Origin of the sequence: Streptomyces sp. NPDC091376 (genome assembly GCF_044757085.1) — a bacterium.
GTDB classification, from domain to species: Bacteria; Actinomycetota; Actinomycetes; order Streptomycetales; family Streptomycetaceae; genus Streptomyces; species Streptomyces pratisoli.
Genome location: NZ_JBIVUF010000005.1, coordinates 438818 through 454036 on the forward strand (window position 1 = coordinate 438818; position 15219 = coordinate 454036).

9 protein-coding genes are annotated in these 15219 nt (G+C 72.2%); 2 read left to right on the top strand and 7 right to left on the bottom strand.

Annotated elements, in window-relative coordinates:
* Positions 1 to 119: 119 nt before the first annotated feature.
* Positions 120 to 689 (bottom strand): RICIN domain-containing protein, encoded by a 570-nt coding sequence (locus tag ACIQMR_RS14150; RefSeq protein WP_401385672.1) that lies wholly within the window; start codon positions 687 to 689, stop codon positions 120 to 122.
* 161 nt (positions 690 to 850) lie between these two features.
* Here ACIQMR_RS14150 and ACIQMR_RS14155 point away from each other — a divergent pair, with 161 nt between their 5' ends.
* A complete protein-coding gene (locus tag ACIQMR_RS14155; protein ID WP_401385673.1) occupies positions 851 to 1975 on the top strand; it encodes a sensor histidine kinase in 1125 nt (374 codons plus the stop codon).
* Positions 1972 to 2658, top strand: a complete 687-nt coding sequence (locus ACIQMR_RS14160; RefSeq protein ID WP_401385675.1) for a response regulator — start codon at positions 1972 to 1974, stop codon at positions 2656 to 2658. The genes ACIQMR_RS14155 and ACIQMR_RS14160 overlap by 4 nt, the downstream gene beginning before the upstream one ends.
* Before the next feature lie 208 nt (positions 2659 to 2866).
* On the opposite strand, the gene ACIQMR_RS14165 is transcribed toward ACIQMR_RS14160, so the two are convergent.
* The 6 genes from ACIQMR_RS14165 to ACIQMR_RS14190 form a co-directional block, all read right to left on the bottom strand.
* The gene (locus ACIQMR_RS14165) at positions 2867 to 3190 is read right to left on the bottom strand and encodes a hypothetical protein (protein ID WP_401385677.1); all 324 of its coding nucleotides are present in this window, start codon (positions 3188 to 3190) and stop codon (positions 2867 to 2869) included.
* A 155-nt stretch (positions 3191 to 3345) separates the two neighbouring features.
* Complete coding sequence (locus ACIQMR_RS14170) at positions 3346 to 3975, bottom strand: isochorismatase family protein (protein ID WP_401385679.1); 630 nt, start codon at positions 3973 to 3975, stop codon at positions 3346 to 3348.
* A gap of 71 nt (positions 3976 to 4046) precedes the next feature.
* Positions 4047 to 5675 carry a (2,3-dihydroxybenzoyl)adenylate synthase gene (locus ACIQMR_RS14175; RefSeq protein ID WP_401385681.1) on the bottom strand — a complete coding sequence of 543 codons (1629 nt, stop codon included), beginning with the start codon at positions 5673 to 5675 and terminating at the stop codon, positions 4047 to 4049.
* Positions 5672 to 6877: an isochorismate synthase DhbC gene (dhbC, locus tag ACIQMR_RS14180; protein ID WP_401385683.1), complete on the bottom strand. Its 1206-nt coding sequence runs from the start codon at positions 6875 to 6877 to the stop codon at positions 5672 to 5674. The genes ACIQMR_RS14175 and dhbC overlap by 4 nt, the downstream gene beginning before the upstream one ends.
* A gap of 90 nt (positions 6878 to 6967) precedes the next feature.
* Complete coding sequence (locus ACIQMR_RS14185; protein WP_401385685.1) at positions 6968 to 7780, bottom strand: 2,3-dihydro-2,3-dihydroxybenzoate dehydrogenase; 813 nt, start codon at positions 7778 to 7780, stop codon at positions 6968 to 6970.
* A gap of 247 nt (positions 7781 to 8027) precedes the next feature.
* Positions 8028 to 15212, bottom strand: a complete 7185-nt coding sequence (locus tag ACIQMR_RS14190; RefSeq protein WP_401385787.1) for an amino acid adenylation domain-containing protein — start codon at positions 15210 to 15212, stop codon at positions 8028 to 8030.
* Positions 15213 to 15219 lie beyond the last annotated feature (7 nt).

Genomic DNA, 15219 nt, shown 5'->3' on the forward strand with positions numbered 1-15219 from the left:
CCCGGGCGGTGGCGGCCACAGCGGTCCGGCTTCGTCGACGGCGCGGGCGGGTCACGCGGCCGTGTACGGCCCACGTGGGGAAGGCGCCGGTGGCGTCGTCCGGTCCGGCCGGTGAGCGGTCAGCCCCAGACGCTGGTGTAGTTGTACTGACGGTCGTAGACGGGCGTCCACAGGCTCGGGTAGGGCTCGTTGATGTTCCCGCAGGCGCCCAACTGGATCGCGCTGCGACGGCCGGTGTCCATGAGGCACTTGCCGCTGGCGGCCTCGACGATCTCCCAGTGGTTGTTGCCTCGGTCGACCCAGCGGAAGTGCTGGCCCGGTCCCTGGCAGTGTCCGAGGACGATCGGGGTGCCGTCCGCGACCGCGGCGTTCTGGGCGCCGATGCAGTACCTCCCGTACACACCGATCATGAAGAGACCGGGCGTGCCGGAGGGCTGGAAATAGAAGCGCTGGTGCAGCCGGCCCTTGCAGTCGAAGCGCTGGATCACCGCGCCCGGGTTCTGGGACTCGCCCCGCACGTCCATGCACTGCCACGAATACGAGGCGCGCATCTCGTATATGGCGGCGTTGTCGATCCACGCCGTGTAGCGGACCGGCGGGTCGGCCGCGGCGGCCGACCCGGGGAGCAGCAGGACCAGCATCGATGCCAGGACCGCGATCATTCCCCCGCATCGCACTCTTCGAGCCATTTTGCCTCCTTCTTTGCCTGGTTTCCGAGCGGCGCCACAACGCGACGCGATGATCTGATGAGTCGTCGTGTCCGGTGCCGGAACGCCTCGAAACCTACGGGCGTCGGCCGTCCGGCTGTACCGCCGTTTCAGGGGGGTTGCGTGGGCAGGGAAGACGTGCCGTGAGCGGGGGGCCGGGGTTCCACCGGGCCAGGACGTTCATGGTCCTCGCGACGGGCCTGTACCGGGCCAGTCACCTCGTGGTCGGCGTGCTCGCGGTGGTGCAGCACCAGCGCGACAGTGTCATGTCCTGGGCGGGGCTCGCGGTCGCCGTGTCGGTGAGCCTGCTGGTCTTCGGGACCGCCCGGTCCCGGGGCTGGTTCGGTGTCTGGCCGCCGCTGGTGGACGTCGTGTTCGTGGGGTGCCTGCTGCCGTTCGCGGTGTACGCGGGCGGTGCGAACCGGCCGGCGGATCTCGCGTGGGCGATGCTGCTCGGCGGGTCGGCGAGCGCGGTGGCGGCGGTCGCGTTCGTACGGCCGGTCGCGGTGGTCGGCGCGGTTGCGGCGCTGGTGGCGACCCACACGGCCGGGTACTGGCCGACCGGTGCCGACGTCGCCGTGATCGCCGCGCACCTCAACGCGATCGTGTCGTCGGCCGTGCTTGCCCGCGTCTTCTGGTGGTACCTGCGACGGCAGGGCACGCTGCTGGACGCGGCCACCGAGCAGGCCCTCGCCGCCGAGGCCGGACGGGCGCGGTACGCGGAGCGGATCGCGCACCACCGGGCCCTGCACGACACCGTGCTGGCCACGCTGACCGCGATCGCGAGCGGCCGGGCCGATGCCGACGCGCTGCCGGTGCGGGAGCGCTGCGCCAGGGAGGCGGCGTATCTGCGGCGTCTCGTGCAGCAGCAGGCGGAGGAGGACTGCGTCCCGGGGACGGCGGCGGCGATCGAGCGCGCCGTGAAGTCGGCGGAGAGCCTGGGGCTGCGGGTGAGTGCTCAGTACCACGGCCCGGCGGACGTACCGGCCCATGCCGCGGACGCACTCGGCCAGGCGGCGGCCGAGGCGCTGAACAACGTGCTGCGCCACGCGGGAACGGGCCGCGCTTGTGTGACGGTCACCGGCGACGGCCGCCGGGTCGTGGTCACGGTGGTCGACCGTGGTGTCGGCTTCGACCCACGTGTCGTCTCCAAGGGGCTCGGCCTGCGCTTCTCCGTGGGGGCCCGGATGCGCGAGAGCGGAGGAGCGGCCGACGTGGACAGTGCGCCGGGCGAGGGCACCCGTGTTGAGCTGCGGTGGCCGGCATGATCACCGTGGCCGTGGTGGACGACGACCGGATGCTGCTCGACGGACTGCGTCTCTGGCTGGACGGCGTGCCGGGCATACACCTGGCCGCGACGGCGGGCACGGTGGACGGGCTCCTCACCGGAACGGCGGTCACGGTGGAAGCACACCGCACCGGAACGGCTGCCGCCGAAGAGGCGGGAGCCGCGCTGCCGTTCGACGTCGTCCTCCTGGACCTGGTGCTCGGTGACGACTCGCAGCCACCGGACAACATCCGGCGGCTGCGGGCGGCCGGCCCGCGGGTACTCGTCATCAGCACCGTGGTGGACCGGAGGCGGATCGTCGCCGCGATCGCGGCCGGCGCGGACGGCTATCTCACCAAGGACCATGATCTGCCGACGCTGGTCAGGGCAGTTGAGGAGGTGGCCGCGGGCGGCACGGCCCACTCGGCGGAGCTGGCCTTCGCGTGGGCGCACGACGACGGCCCTGCGCGCCCGAGCCTGTCGCCGAAGGAGCGCCAGGTGCTGCTGGAGTACGCGTCCGGCCTGACGCTGAAGGCCACGGCGCGCCGTGTCGGCGTCAGTCCGCACACGGCCAAGTACTACCTGGACCGGGTGAAGGACAAGTACCAGCAGGCGGGCCGCCCGACCTACACCAAGATCGACCTGGCGGCCCGGGTACGCGAAGACGGCTGGGCGGCGGACTGACCACGGGCCGTGCCCCCGGAACGCCGCAGCGGAGCCCTCGGGTTCGCGTTGAGGATGAGCACTGTCCTGAAGAACGCCTGACCTGGTAGATCAGCGGTTTGCGTGCTTCCGAAGTGGCCGAGGTACTGCCCGCGCGCCGAGGGGCCGCCCTCGCGGCCGCTTCCGTGTGGCCGTCCGGCGTGGTGGAGCAGGTTCGTCGTCGTGATGATCAGTCCGGCCGCTTGGCCGGGCGGGTGGAGGGTTCCGGGGCGTGGTCCGGCGGCTCCTGCGCCAGGGTGGCGCGGCGGAGACGCACGTAGTCCCGAACCGTGGAGTACGAGGCCCTGGTGAAACCCTCTTCCGTCCGAAGGCGTTCGATGACCTGTCGGATCGTGAGTCGTCTGCCCGGCGGAGCGCCGAGCTCCTCCCGGAGCATCAGGTCGATCGCCGGCTTCACCGGGGCCAGGACCGAGGGCCGCTCCCGCTTCTGATGGACCGTGAACGCCACGGACAGCGCCTCGGCGACGACCGCCTGCGAAACCCGGTGGCGCATCGCCAGAGCTTGAAGGCTTGCCTCCGGATCCAGGCGATGGTCCTCGCGGATCCGTTCGAAAAGCCGCTCCCTCGTTCTGTACACCGATTGCTCCTGGGGCGTGGGACGGACGGGCGTGGGGGCGGCCTCCGTCGGCGCCCCCGCGCGGTGAGAGGTCAAATGTGGAACACCTGGTCGGTGGTGACGACACGGGCGCACCGGCCCGCCGCCCACTCCAGCGCCATCCGGTGCTCGCGTTCGGAGAAGTCGGCCACCGCGTCGGCGACCACGAAGGCTTGGATGTCCTGCATCCAGGCGTCGCACGCGGTCATCAGGACACCGATGTGGGCGTAGACACCGGTGATCACGATCTGGTCCCTGCCCTGTTCGCGGAGCTGCTCCAGGAGGTCCGTGCGGACGAAGGCGCTGTACTTCCACTTGGTCAGCAGGGTGTCCCGTGGCCCGGGCGCCACCTCGTCGGCGATGGCCGCGGCGTGTTCGTCGGCCGGAATGCCGGGGCCCCAGAAGTCCTGCTGCAGACCGCGCTGTTCGGGCGTCTGCCCACCGGGCTGTGCGGTGTAGAGGACGGGAATCCCCAGCTCGGCCGCTTCTTTGCGGAGCCGTGCGACGTTGCCGAGCATCGCCGTGACCGGCTCGGCCTCGCGGTCGAAGGCGGAGAGGAAGTAGTTCTGCAGATCGTGCACGAGCACGACCGCACGCCGTGCGTCGACGCTCCAGTCGACGCGGCCTGCGGGCAGTTCGCCCGGGCGGGGCATGGGGTACGGCGTGATGGCGGGCAGTGCCATGGCGGGTTTCCGTTTCGGGCGGTCGGCGCGGCGGGTGGAGACGGGTCGGTTCAGGTTGGGGGAGGGTCCGGTCAGGGCGCCTGGACGTGGGCGCGGAGGTCCTTCTTGGAGACCTTGCCGACGCCGGTCTTCGGGAAGGAGTCGACGAACACCACGCGGTCGGGCACCTTGTAGGCCGCCAGTCCGCGTCGGCGTACGAAGTTCTTCACCTCGGTGGCGCGCGGGCGCTCGGCGCCGTCGCGCAGGATCACGTAGGCGCATGTCCGCTCGCCGAGGTACGGGTCGGGTTCGGCGACGACGTTCGCGTCGTGGACGCAGGGGTGGGCGAGGATGTGGTTCTCCACCTCCTCGGCCGCGATCTTCTCGCCGCCGCGGTTGATCTGGTCCTTCGCGCGTCCCTCCACCACCAGATGGCCGGTCGGGGTGAGCCTCACCAGGTCGCCGGTGCGGTAGAAGCCGTCGTCGGTGAAGGCGCGGGCGTTGTGCTCCGGAGCCTTCCAGTAGCCGCGGATGGTGTAGGGGCCGCGCGTGAGCAGATGGCCGGTGGCGCCGAGAGGAAGGTCGGTGTCCGCGTCGTCGACGACTCTGATCTCGTCGTCCGGGGAGATGGGCCGTCCCTGGGTGGTGACGATCGTCTCCGCGGAATCGTCCAGCCGCGTGTAGTTGACGAGTCCCTCCGCCATCCCGAAGACCTGCTGGAGGGTGCAGCCGAGCGCGGGGCGTACCCGCCGGGCGGCCTCCTCGCTGAACTTGGCGCCGCCCACGAGCAGGACGTCCAGACTGGACAGGTCGTACGCCGTGGCCGGCGCGGCGTCCGTCCACACCAGCGCCAGCGGTGGGACCAGCCCGGTGATCGTGACCCGCTCGCTCTCGATCAGGCGGAACGCCACGTCCGGCGCGGGCTGCGGGCACAGCACCACCCGGCCGCCCGCGTACAGCGTGCCGAGCGTGCCGGGGGAGGAGAGCGGGAAGTTGTGCGCCGCGGGCAGTACGCACAGGTACACGCTGTTCTCATCCACCGCGCAGATCTCGTTGGAGCCGCGCAGCGAGTAGATGTAGTCGTCGTGCGTGCGGGGGATCAGCTTGGGCACACCGGTGCTGCCGCCGGACAACTGGAGGAAGGCCAGGTCGTCCGGTGACGGTTCGGGCAGTTCGACCGGCTCGGCCGGGACGTCGGCCAGGTTGTCGAAGCACCCCGCGTCCTCACCGGCCACGAACACCTGACGGACCGAGGGCGCCTTGGCGCACACAGTCGCCGCCAGGGCTCGGTGGTCGTAGCCGCCGTGGAGGGCCGGAATCACATAGGCCACCGCCTCGGTGAACGAGCAGAAGTAGGAGATCTCCGTCTCGCGGTGCGCGGGCAGGGCGAACACCGGCAGGGCGCCGATGCGGAACAGCGCGAAGACGACCTCGAAGAACTCGGCGACGTTCGGCAGCTGGACGACGACCCTGTCGCCGCGTGCGATGCCGCGGGCGGTGAACCCGGCGGCCATCCGGTCGGCGCGCAGGTCGAGCTCGCCATAGGTCCACGCGCGCCGCGTGCCGCCGGGGCCGCCGGAGGGGTCCACGACCGCGATCCGGTCGGGGTGGGCCTCCGCCCGCTCGCGCAGCATGGCGCCGAACGTCTCACCGCGCCACCAGCCCGCGGCCCGGTAGCGCTCGGCGAACTCGGCGGGCCAGGCGGGTGCTTCGGTGTTCACAGCTCGGCTCCCACGGCGTCCAGGAACGTGCGGAACTTCGCGGCGGTCTCGGCGGTCTCGGCGCCCGGCTCGGAGGCGGCGACGACGCCGGCGCCCGCGTACAGGCGCAGGGTGCGGTCCTCGGTCTCGGCGCAGCGGATGGTGACCACCCACTCGCCGTCCCCGGCCGCGTTGCCCCAGCCGACCATTCCCGTGAAGAAGCCGCGGTCGAACGGCTCCGTCTCCCGGATCACCGTGCGGGCCAGTTCGGTCGGGGTGCCGCACACCGCCGGCGTCGGATGCAGCGCGCAGGCGACGTCCAGGGCCGATACGTCGCGGTGCTCGAGTTCGCCGGTGACGGTGGTGGACAGATGCCACATGGTGGCGGTGCGGATCAGGGTGGGCTGCCTCGGTACCCGGACCGTCGAGCAGTACGGCGCCATGGCCTCGTGGACGGCGTCGACGACGACGGCGTGCTCGTGGAGGTCCTTCGCCGACTTCAGGAGTGCCGCGGCGCGCTGCACGTCCTCGGCGAGGTCGGCACTGCGTGGTGTGGAGCCGGCGAGCGGGTTGGACACGAGTCGGTTCCCGCGGCGTGACACGAGCAGTTCGGGGCTGGCGCCGAGGAGCGTGCGGTTCGGCGTGGTGGGCAGCGCGAAGGTGTAGCCGCCCGGGTCCCTGCGGGCGAGGCGCTGGACCCAGGCCGGGACGTCGGGGGCGTCGGGCCCTGTCAGCTGCAGGGTGCGGGCCAGCACCACCTTGCTGAACTCGCCCTTCCACATGCGGTCGACGGCCGCGGCCACGCCCTTGGCGTACACGTCGGGTTCGGGTTCGGCCCGGATCGTCCAGGGCGTGGGCGGCGGGGCGGCGGCAGGCAGGGCGACGAGCGGGTCCGACGTCAACGACGGGCCGGTGCGCAGGGATTCGGGGACGACGAGCGCGGAGGGTGCGGACTGGTCGAAGGGGACGGCGCCGATCACCACCGGGGAGGCGTGCCGGGCGTCCCTCGCCTCGCGCAGGGTCTCGGCGACGCGCCGGGCGAGCGGCCCGGAGCCGTGCGGCACGTCGCGGTGGACGCCGTGGGCGAGCAGGGTGCGGGTCGGCGTCGCGAGCAGGCGGTCGCCCTGCCGGTAGGCGTCGAGAAGAGTGGTGGCCGCACCCACGGCGGGATGGGCCGGTGCGGCCGTCGGTCTGTGCTCGGTGACCTGGGGGACCGTCGACACGGAAGGCTCCTCTGGTTCGTGGTGAGTGGGGGAGAGGGCCGGATGCGGCCTCGGGGTGGCGGGGGAACGCCGGTGGCGGGTGTGCCGCGGTCAGCGCAGCGTGGCGCCGCCGTCGACATAGAGGTCCTGCATGGTGATGTGGCGGGAGCGGTCGGAGGCGAGGAAGACCACGGCCTCCGCCACGTCGGCCGGGTCGGCGATGCGCCGCAGCGGGATGCCGGTCCGGTACGAGGCCGGATCGCCGCCGATCACACGGCGCGGTCCGTCGGGGCCGTCCCAGAGCGCCCGTTGCATGGGTGTGTCGGTGGACCCGGGGCAGACCGCGTTGCAGCGGACACCGCTGGCAGCCACCTCCAGGCCGAGGCTCTTGGTGAACATGACGGCGGCGGCCTTGGAGGCGGCGTAGGCGGCCATTCCGGCGCGCGGTATGCCTCCGGCGTTGGAGGCGACCGTCACCACGGAGCCGGAGCCCCGGTCGGCCATTCTCGCGGCCACGGCGCGCGAGACGTGGAACACCCCCGTGGCGTTGACGGCGAAGACGTCTGCCCAGTCCCGGTCCGTCGTCGTGACGACCGGGCCGGTGCGCAGCACGCCCGCGACGTTCACCAGCACGCTGATCGGGCCCAGGTCGCGCTCGACCCGGTCCACGGTCGTCCGGACGGCTTCGGCGTCGGTGACGTCGAGCCGGTACGGCACGACCGTGCCGGCCGCGGTGTCGTGTGCGTACTTCTCGTTGAACGTGCGGGCCGTGTCCGTGACGGACCCGGCCCGGTCCGTCGCCGCCACTGTGGCACCCGCGGCGCCGAGTGCGTGGACGACGGCTTCGCCTATGCCCTGTGCGGCGCCGGTGACCAGAGCCACTCGACCGCCGAACTCCCTGTGGAGCCCGCTGGTGTCGGACACGAATCCTCCCCGCTGTTTAGGTAAGCCTAACCTAAGAAGTTCGATGCGCCCGTTCGTCGTGCCGGGTGGTCTCGCCCGGACCGGGGCGCGGTTCGGAGCCGGGAACGGATTTGTGCGGCACGGAGGTTGAGCCGCGACGCCGATCGCCGGGCCGCCCCGCGGTGTCACCGCGTGGGTCCGCGGCGCCGGTCCGCAGGCCGGTAGGCCGGTCCGAGGAGGGCGGACCCCCGCGGACCGGCCGTACGCATCAGCGGCTCGTGTCCCGCAGAGCCGCGTCCAGCAGAGGACCGATGCGGTCCAGCGCCCATGGCGCCATCAGCTCGTCGTGCGAGCAGTCCAGGACGTGTTCGGTGATCGTGCCGTCCACATGGGCGGGCCACACCCTGAGCGGCGCGTCGTCGGGCGCCGTGGTGCGGGACGCCGTGAAGAACAGCACATCGCCCCGGTAGTGCCGGGTCCGGCTGCGGGAAAGCAACCGGACGCAGTGCACATTGGTGTCCACGATCGCGTGCAGCAGTGAATCGTCGAAGCCGGCGAGGAGCCCTTGACTGTCCCGTATCGCGGCCACCGCCGCCTCCCGGGACACGGCCTCGCCGCCAGCCTCGCCGCCGGTGTCGCCGGCCTCCGCGCCGAGTCCCGCGACGGACAGCAGGAAGCCGCTCTCCTCGCGCTCCAGCCGCTCCCGCCAGTCCGGGGAGTCGACGTATGACCAGTCGTCCCGCTCCGGCGGGTAGGCGTCCAACAGCGCCAGGAACGCCACCTCTTCACCCCGTTCCTGGAGCATCGCCGCCAGTGTGTGGGCGACGGTCCCGCCGAAGGAGTAGCCGGCGAAGTGGTACGGGCCCGCCGGCTGCACCTCACGTATCGCCGCCAGGTACAGCTCGCACAGTTCCGCCACGTCCGCCGCCCCGGGCAGCGGCTCGGACAGGCCGGGCGACTGCACGCCGTACACCGGCCGGTCGCGGTCGAGGTGCCGCAACAGGCCGGTGTACTGCCAGCTGAACCCGGAGGCCGGGTGGAAGCAGAACAGCGGCTGCCCGGTCCCGCGTTCACGCAGCGGCAGGACCACACGCAGCGCGTCCCGGCGGGCGTCGGTGCCGATCCTGGCCGCCACGTCGGCGACCGTCGGCGCCGACATCACCGTGCCGACCTGCACCGGCAGGCCCAACTCGTCGCGGATCCGGCCCACCAGACGCATCGCCAGCAGCGAATGTCCGCCGAGCTCGAAGAAGTTGTCCTCCACGCCGACCCGTTCCAGGCCGAGGATCTCGGCGAAGACCCGGCACAGCAGCGCCTCGCGGGCGTCCTTCGGCGGGCGGCCCCCGCCGGCGTCGCCGAAGACCGGCGCGGGCAGGGCCGTACGGTCCACCTTGCCGTTCACCGTCAGCGGCATCGCGTCCAGCTCAACGAAGGCGGAGGGGACCATGAACTCGGGCAGCAGCGCCGACAGCCGGGCCCGCAGCACGTCCTGCCCGATGTCGGCGGCCGAGGCGCCCGCCGCCGTGACGGTGTACGCCACGAGCCGCTTGACGCCGTTCCGGCCGGTGTGGACGGCGACCGCCGCGGAGGCCACCCCGGGCGCGTCCGCCAGCGCGGACTCGATCTCGCCCAGCTCGATGCGGAAGCCGCGGATCTTGACCTGGTGGTCGGCCCGGCCCAGGTAGTCGATCTGGCCGTCCGCACGCCACCGCACCAGGTCACCGGTGCGGTACATCAGCGTCCCCGGCTTGCCGTACGGGTCGGCCACGAACCGCTCCGCGGTCAGCGCCGGGCGGCCGAAGTATCCCCGGGCCAGGCCGGCGCCCGCGAGGTAAAGCTCGCCGGGCACCCCGTGAGGCACCGGCCGCAGCGCCCCGTCCAGCACGTAGGCACGGGTGTTGTAGATGGGCCGGCCCACACACGAGGAGACGCTGTCGTCCACGTCCGCGCCGAGCGCGTTGATGGTGTATTCCGTCGGGCCGTACAGGTTGTAGCCCATCGTGCCGTCGGTGTCCTTCAGCAGCGACCACATCGAGTCGGGCACGGCCTCGCCGCCCAGCAGCACCAGCGCCGGCCGGTGCCTGCGCTCGTCGAGCAGGCCCGCGTCGATCAGCTGCTGCCCGTACGAGGGGGTCACGTTGACCACGTCGATGCCGACACGGTCGTAGTGCGCGGTCAGCGCCGCCGGATCGAGCCGCAGCTCCTCGCCGATGACATGCACCTCGTGTCCGTCGACGAGCCAGAAGAACTCCTCCCAGGACATGTCGAACGCGAACGACACGGTGTGGGCGACCCGCATCCGGCGCCCGCCCGCCAGCTTCACCGCAGGCTCGAAGATCCTCTCCCGGTGGTTGAACAGCATGTTCGTCAGACCCGCGTAGGGCACCACGACCCCCTTGGGGCGGCCGGTGGAACCGGACGTGTAGATCAGGTACGCGGGGTGCCGCCCGTCCCTGCGCCCGGTCAGCTCGTCCTCACCGACCGGCGCGCCGGACAGTCCCGCGAGCTCCGCGGCCGTCTCCGGAGCGTCCAGCACCAGCGGTGGCACACCCGCGACGCCCGGCACCCGCCCCGTCACGGCGCTGCTCGTGACCAGGCACAGCGGAAGCGCGTCCTCCACCATCATCGCGAGTCGGTCCACGGGGTGGTCGAGGTCCAGCGGAAGGTACGCCGCCCCGGTCTTGAGCACCGCGAACAGCGAGACGACGAAGTCCGCCGAGCGCGGCAGCCCCAGCGCGACCGTCCGCTCGGGACCCGCACCGCGCGCGATCAGCGCACGCGCCAGCCGGGACGCCCGCTCGTCCAGCTCCGCGTAGCTCAGCCGCTCGTCCTCGAAGACCAGCGCCGTGGCGTCCGGTGTGGACGCCGCCTGCCGGGCGAACAGATCGATCAGCGCGGTGCCGGGAACGTCGTGTCCCATGTCGTCGCCCAGGACGAGCAGTTCGGCGCGCTCGGCCCCGTCCATCGAGTGCAGCCGGCCCACCGGCGTGGCGCCACCGTCCGCGAACTGCTCCACCAGCCTGCGAAGCCGACCGGCCAGCAGCTCCGCCGTCTCCCTGTCGTAGAGGTCGGGGCGGTAGGCGAGACTCAGTTCCAGGGACGGCCCCGGTGTGACGGCGATCGTCAACGGATAGTGGGTGCCGTCCACACTGTGGGTCCAACCGATGTTGTGCCGTGCCACGGCCTCCTCGCGGGCCGCGTCGTCCAGCGGCGTGTTGCGGAACACGTACAGCGTGTCGAAGAGCTGGCCGATTCCGCTCGCCTGCTGGATTCGGCCGAGGCCCAGGTAGTGGTGCGGCAGCAGCTCGGCGTGCTCCTGCTGTATCCGCACCAGCAGGTCCCGCAGCGGCTCGGCAGGACGCAGTGTCACCCGGAACGGCAGTGTGTTCATGAACATGCCGATCATCTGGTCGATGCCGGCGATGTCTGCCGGGCGCCCCGAAACGGTGGCACCGAACACCACGTCGTCCCGGCCGGTCATCGCCGACAGCGACAGCGACCAGGCGGCCGACAGCACGGTGTTCAGGGTCACTCCGCACCCGCGGGCGAAGCTGCGCAGCCGGTCGCTGGTCTTCTCGCCCAGTGCGATGTCCACCACCTCGGCGGTCACCGGCCGGCGGGCCGGATCGGCCGGGGCCACCAGGGACGCCTGGTCGAGACCCGACAGGTGCTTCCGCCAGGCGGCCAGTGCCGCGTCCGTGTCGGTTCCGGCAAGCCAGCGCAGATAGTCGCGGTACGGAGTGACCGGGGCCAGGCCCTCGGGATCGCCGCCCCGCCCGTACAGCGCGAACAGCTCCTCGAAGAAGAGGGACTCAGACCAGCCGTCGGTGAGGATGTGATGCTGCGTCACGCACAGCATCCAGCGCTCCTCGGCGAACTTCAGCAACGTCACACGCATCAGCGGCGGCGCCGACAGATCGAACCGGGTCGCCGCGTCGGCCAGGGAGAACTCACGCTGCGCCTCGTCCTGCGCCGCAGGGTCGAGGCCGGTCAGGTCCTTCACCTGCCACGGCAGCTCCCAGGAGGCGGGCACCACCTGCACCGGGCCGTCCAGGCCCTCGTGCCAGAACCCGGCCCGCAGGTTCGGGTGCCGCCGCAGCATCGCGTCGAACGCGGCACGCAGCGCGCCCGTGTCCACGGCGTGCCGCAACTCCACGAAGTTCTGCATCAGATAGACGTCCAGCGCACGGTCGTCGTACACCGCGTGGAAGTACAGACCCTCCTGGAGCGGTGCGAGCGGCAGCACCTCCCGCGCACCGGGGAAGGCACTCCCGACGGCCACGCGCCCCGGCTCGTCCAGGACGATCAGCGGTTCGTCCGCCACCGGCGCGCAGGGTCCCGAGGCGCCGTCGCCGGCGGAACGGGCGGCCACCGCGAGGTTCGCCGGGGTGCGCTGCTCGAACACATCGCGCGGGGTGAGGACCAGCCCTTCCTTGCGGGCCCGCGTCACCAGCTGGATGGAGACGATGCTGTCGCCGCCGAGCGTGAAGAAGTCGTCGTCCACACCGGCCGACGCCAGGCCCAGAACCTCGGCGAAGACCCGGCACAGGGCCTCCTCGCGCGCGTCGCGGGGTTCCCGCGACGCGCGCGAGGCGCCGAACACCGGCGCGGGCAGGGCCGCTCTGTCCAGCTTGCCGTTGACGGTCGTCGGCAGCGTCTCCAGCACCAACACGGCCGCCGGAACCATGTGGTCGGGCAGCGAAGCGGTCAGTTCCTCCCGAGCCGCCTCCGGATCGGCCGTGCCCGTCACATACGCCACCAGCCGCTTCACACCGGGCGTGTCCTCGCGGACCACCACGGCCGCCGACGCCACCCCGTCCAGCGCGGTGAGCGCCGACTCCGCCTCTCCCGGCTCGATGCGGAAGCCCCGGATCTTCACCTGGTCGTCCGCACGGCCCAGATACTCCAGCTCGCCGTCCGCACGCAGCCGCACCACGTCGCCCGTGCGGTACATGCGTGTCCCCGGAGCCCCGAACGGGTCGGCGACGAACCGCTCGGCGGTCAGTGCGAACCGGCCGAGGTAGCCCCGGGCGACGCCGTGCCCGGCCAGATACAGCTCGCCCGCCGTCCCTTCGGGGACCGGGCGCAGAGCCGCGTCCAGCACATACGCGCGGGTGTTGCCGATCGGCCGGCCCACCACCGGGGAGGGGCTCACGGCCAGATCCGCGCCGAGCGCGTCGACGGTGTACTCGGTCGGCCCGTACAGGTTCACGGACATCACGCCGCTCACCGCACGCACCTCGGACCACAGTGCCTCCGGCACCGCCTCACCACCGAGCAGCAGCAACGCGGGGCGGTGGTGCTCCGTGTCCAGCAGGCCCCAGTCGAGGAGCTGCCGGGCATAGGTGGGAGTGACGTCCATGGCGTCGACATGGTGCTCACGCACGTAACCGACGACGAACTCGGCGTCCCTGCGGCCCACTTCGTCGAGGACGTGCAGCTCGTGTCCGGCGATCAGCCAGAACAGCTGCTCCCAGGACGTGTCGAAGCTGAACGAGGCCGTGTGCAGGGCGCGCAGCGTCCGCCCGCCCGCGCCGGACACCACCGGGCCGAAGACATCCGACATGTGGTTGGCGTAGAGGTTCGACAGCCCGCCGTGGGTGAGCACCACACCCTTGGGCCGGCCGGTGGAGCCGGACGTGTAGATCACGTACACCGGGTGGTCGGCCGTGACCGCCGGTCCGGTGAACGCGGTCGCGCACCGGTCGAGTTCGGCCAGCGTCCCCGGGGAGTCGAGCTCGATGCGCGCGGGGCCCCCGTCCGCAGGCAGCAGCGCCGCAGCCTGCGATGTGGTCAGCACACACACCGGAGCCGCGTCGTCGAGCATGTAGCCGAGACGGTCCGCCGGGTGGTCCAGGTCGAGCGGCAGATACGCGCCGCCGGTTCTCAGCACGGCGAGGATCGCGACCACCGAGTCGGCCGATCGCGGTATCGCCAGCGCCACCACCGACTCCGGCCCCACCCCGCGGGCGGCGAGCAGCCCCGCGAGCCGCGCCGCCCGCCCGTCCAGTTCCGCGAACGTCAGCGACTGTGCGCCCGCGACGACGGCGGTCGCCCCGGGAGTGCGGGCTGCCTGCTCGGCGAACCGGTCCGCGAGCGTGCCCCCCGGCACGTCCCGCACCGGCCCCGGCCAGCTCGTGCGCACCCGCTCCAGCTCCCCGGGGGCCAGCAGCTCCAGCGCGCCGACGGCCGTGCCCGGGTCCACGGCGATCCGCTCCAGCACCTGTGCCAGACGGTCCGTGATCAGTCCGGCCCGCCGCGCGTCGAAGAGATCCGGCCGGTACTCAAGCCGCAGCAGCGCACGCTCGTCCAGCGAAACCGCCAGGGTCAGCGGATAGTGCGTGGCGTCCCGTGCCTCGATGCCGCTCACCCGCAGCCCGCCGGACAGCTCGGGCCGTGCCTCCGGATCGACGGGATAGTTCTCGATGACGACGAGGGTGTCGAAGAGCTCCCCGCCGCCGGACTCCTTCTGGATCAGCCGCAGCCCGAGGTGATGGTGGGCGAGCAGCCCGTTCTGCTCGTCACGGAAGCGCCGCAGCAACTGCTCGACGCTCTCCGCCGGGCGCAGGGCCATCCGTACCGGCACGGTCGTGATGAACAGCCCCAGCATCGATTCGACGCCGCGTATCTCGTCCGGCCGGCCCGACACCGTCAGGCCGAACACCACGTCCTGACGACCCGTCAATCCGCTGAGGACCAGGCCCCAGGCGCACTCGATCAAGGTACTCGGCGTCGTGCCGAGCCGCCGGGCCGCCGCCGTCAGACGCGCCGTCGCCTCCGGCGACAGCTCCAGCGAGCGCACCCCGGGCCGCACCGACCGCCGCGCCGGATCGACCGGGGCGACGAGGCACGGCTCGTCGAGCCCGGCCAGCGCTGCCCGCCACGCTTCCCCGGCGGCCTCGGTGTCCTGCTGCTTCAGCCACTTCAGGTAGTCACGGTATGGACGGACCGGGGGCAGCCCCGCCGGGTCGCCGTCGCTCTCGTACAGCGCCAGCAGATCGCCCACGAGCAGCGGCATCGACCAGCCGTCGACCAGGATGTGGTGGACGGTGATCACCAGCCGGTGGTCGCCGTCCGCGAGACGCGCCAGCACCAGCCGCAGCAGCGGCGGACGGTGCAGCTCGAACCGCCGTGCCAGCTCTGCCCGTTCGACCTCGCGCAACGCCTCGGCGACCGGGGCCCCGGCCGCAGCCAGGTCCACCCGCTCCACACCGAGCCGCACCTCCGCCGGCACGAACTGCACCGGCTGCGGCACGCCCTCGTGCCAGAACCCGGCGCGCAGATTCGGATGGCGCCGCAGCAGCGCGGCGGCGGCGCGCTCCAGACGCCCGGCGTCCACCGGACCGGACAGGGCCACCGACACCTGCACGGTGTACACGTCGGCGGCGTCCCTGTCGTCGTCGTAGACGGCATGGAACAGCATGCCCTGCTGCAAGGGGGACAGCGGCAGCATGTCCTCG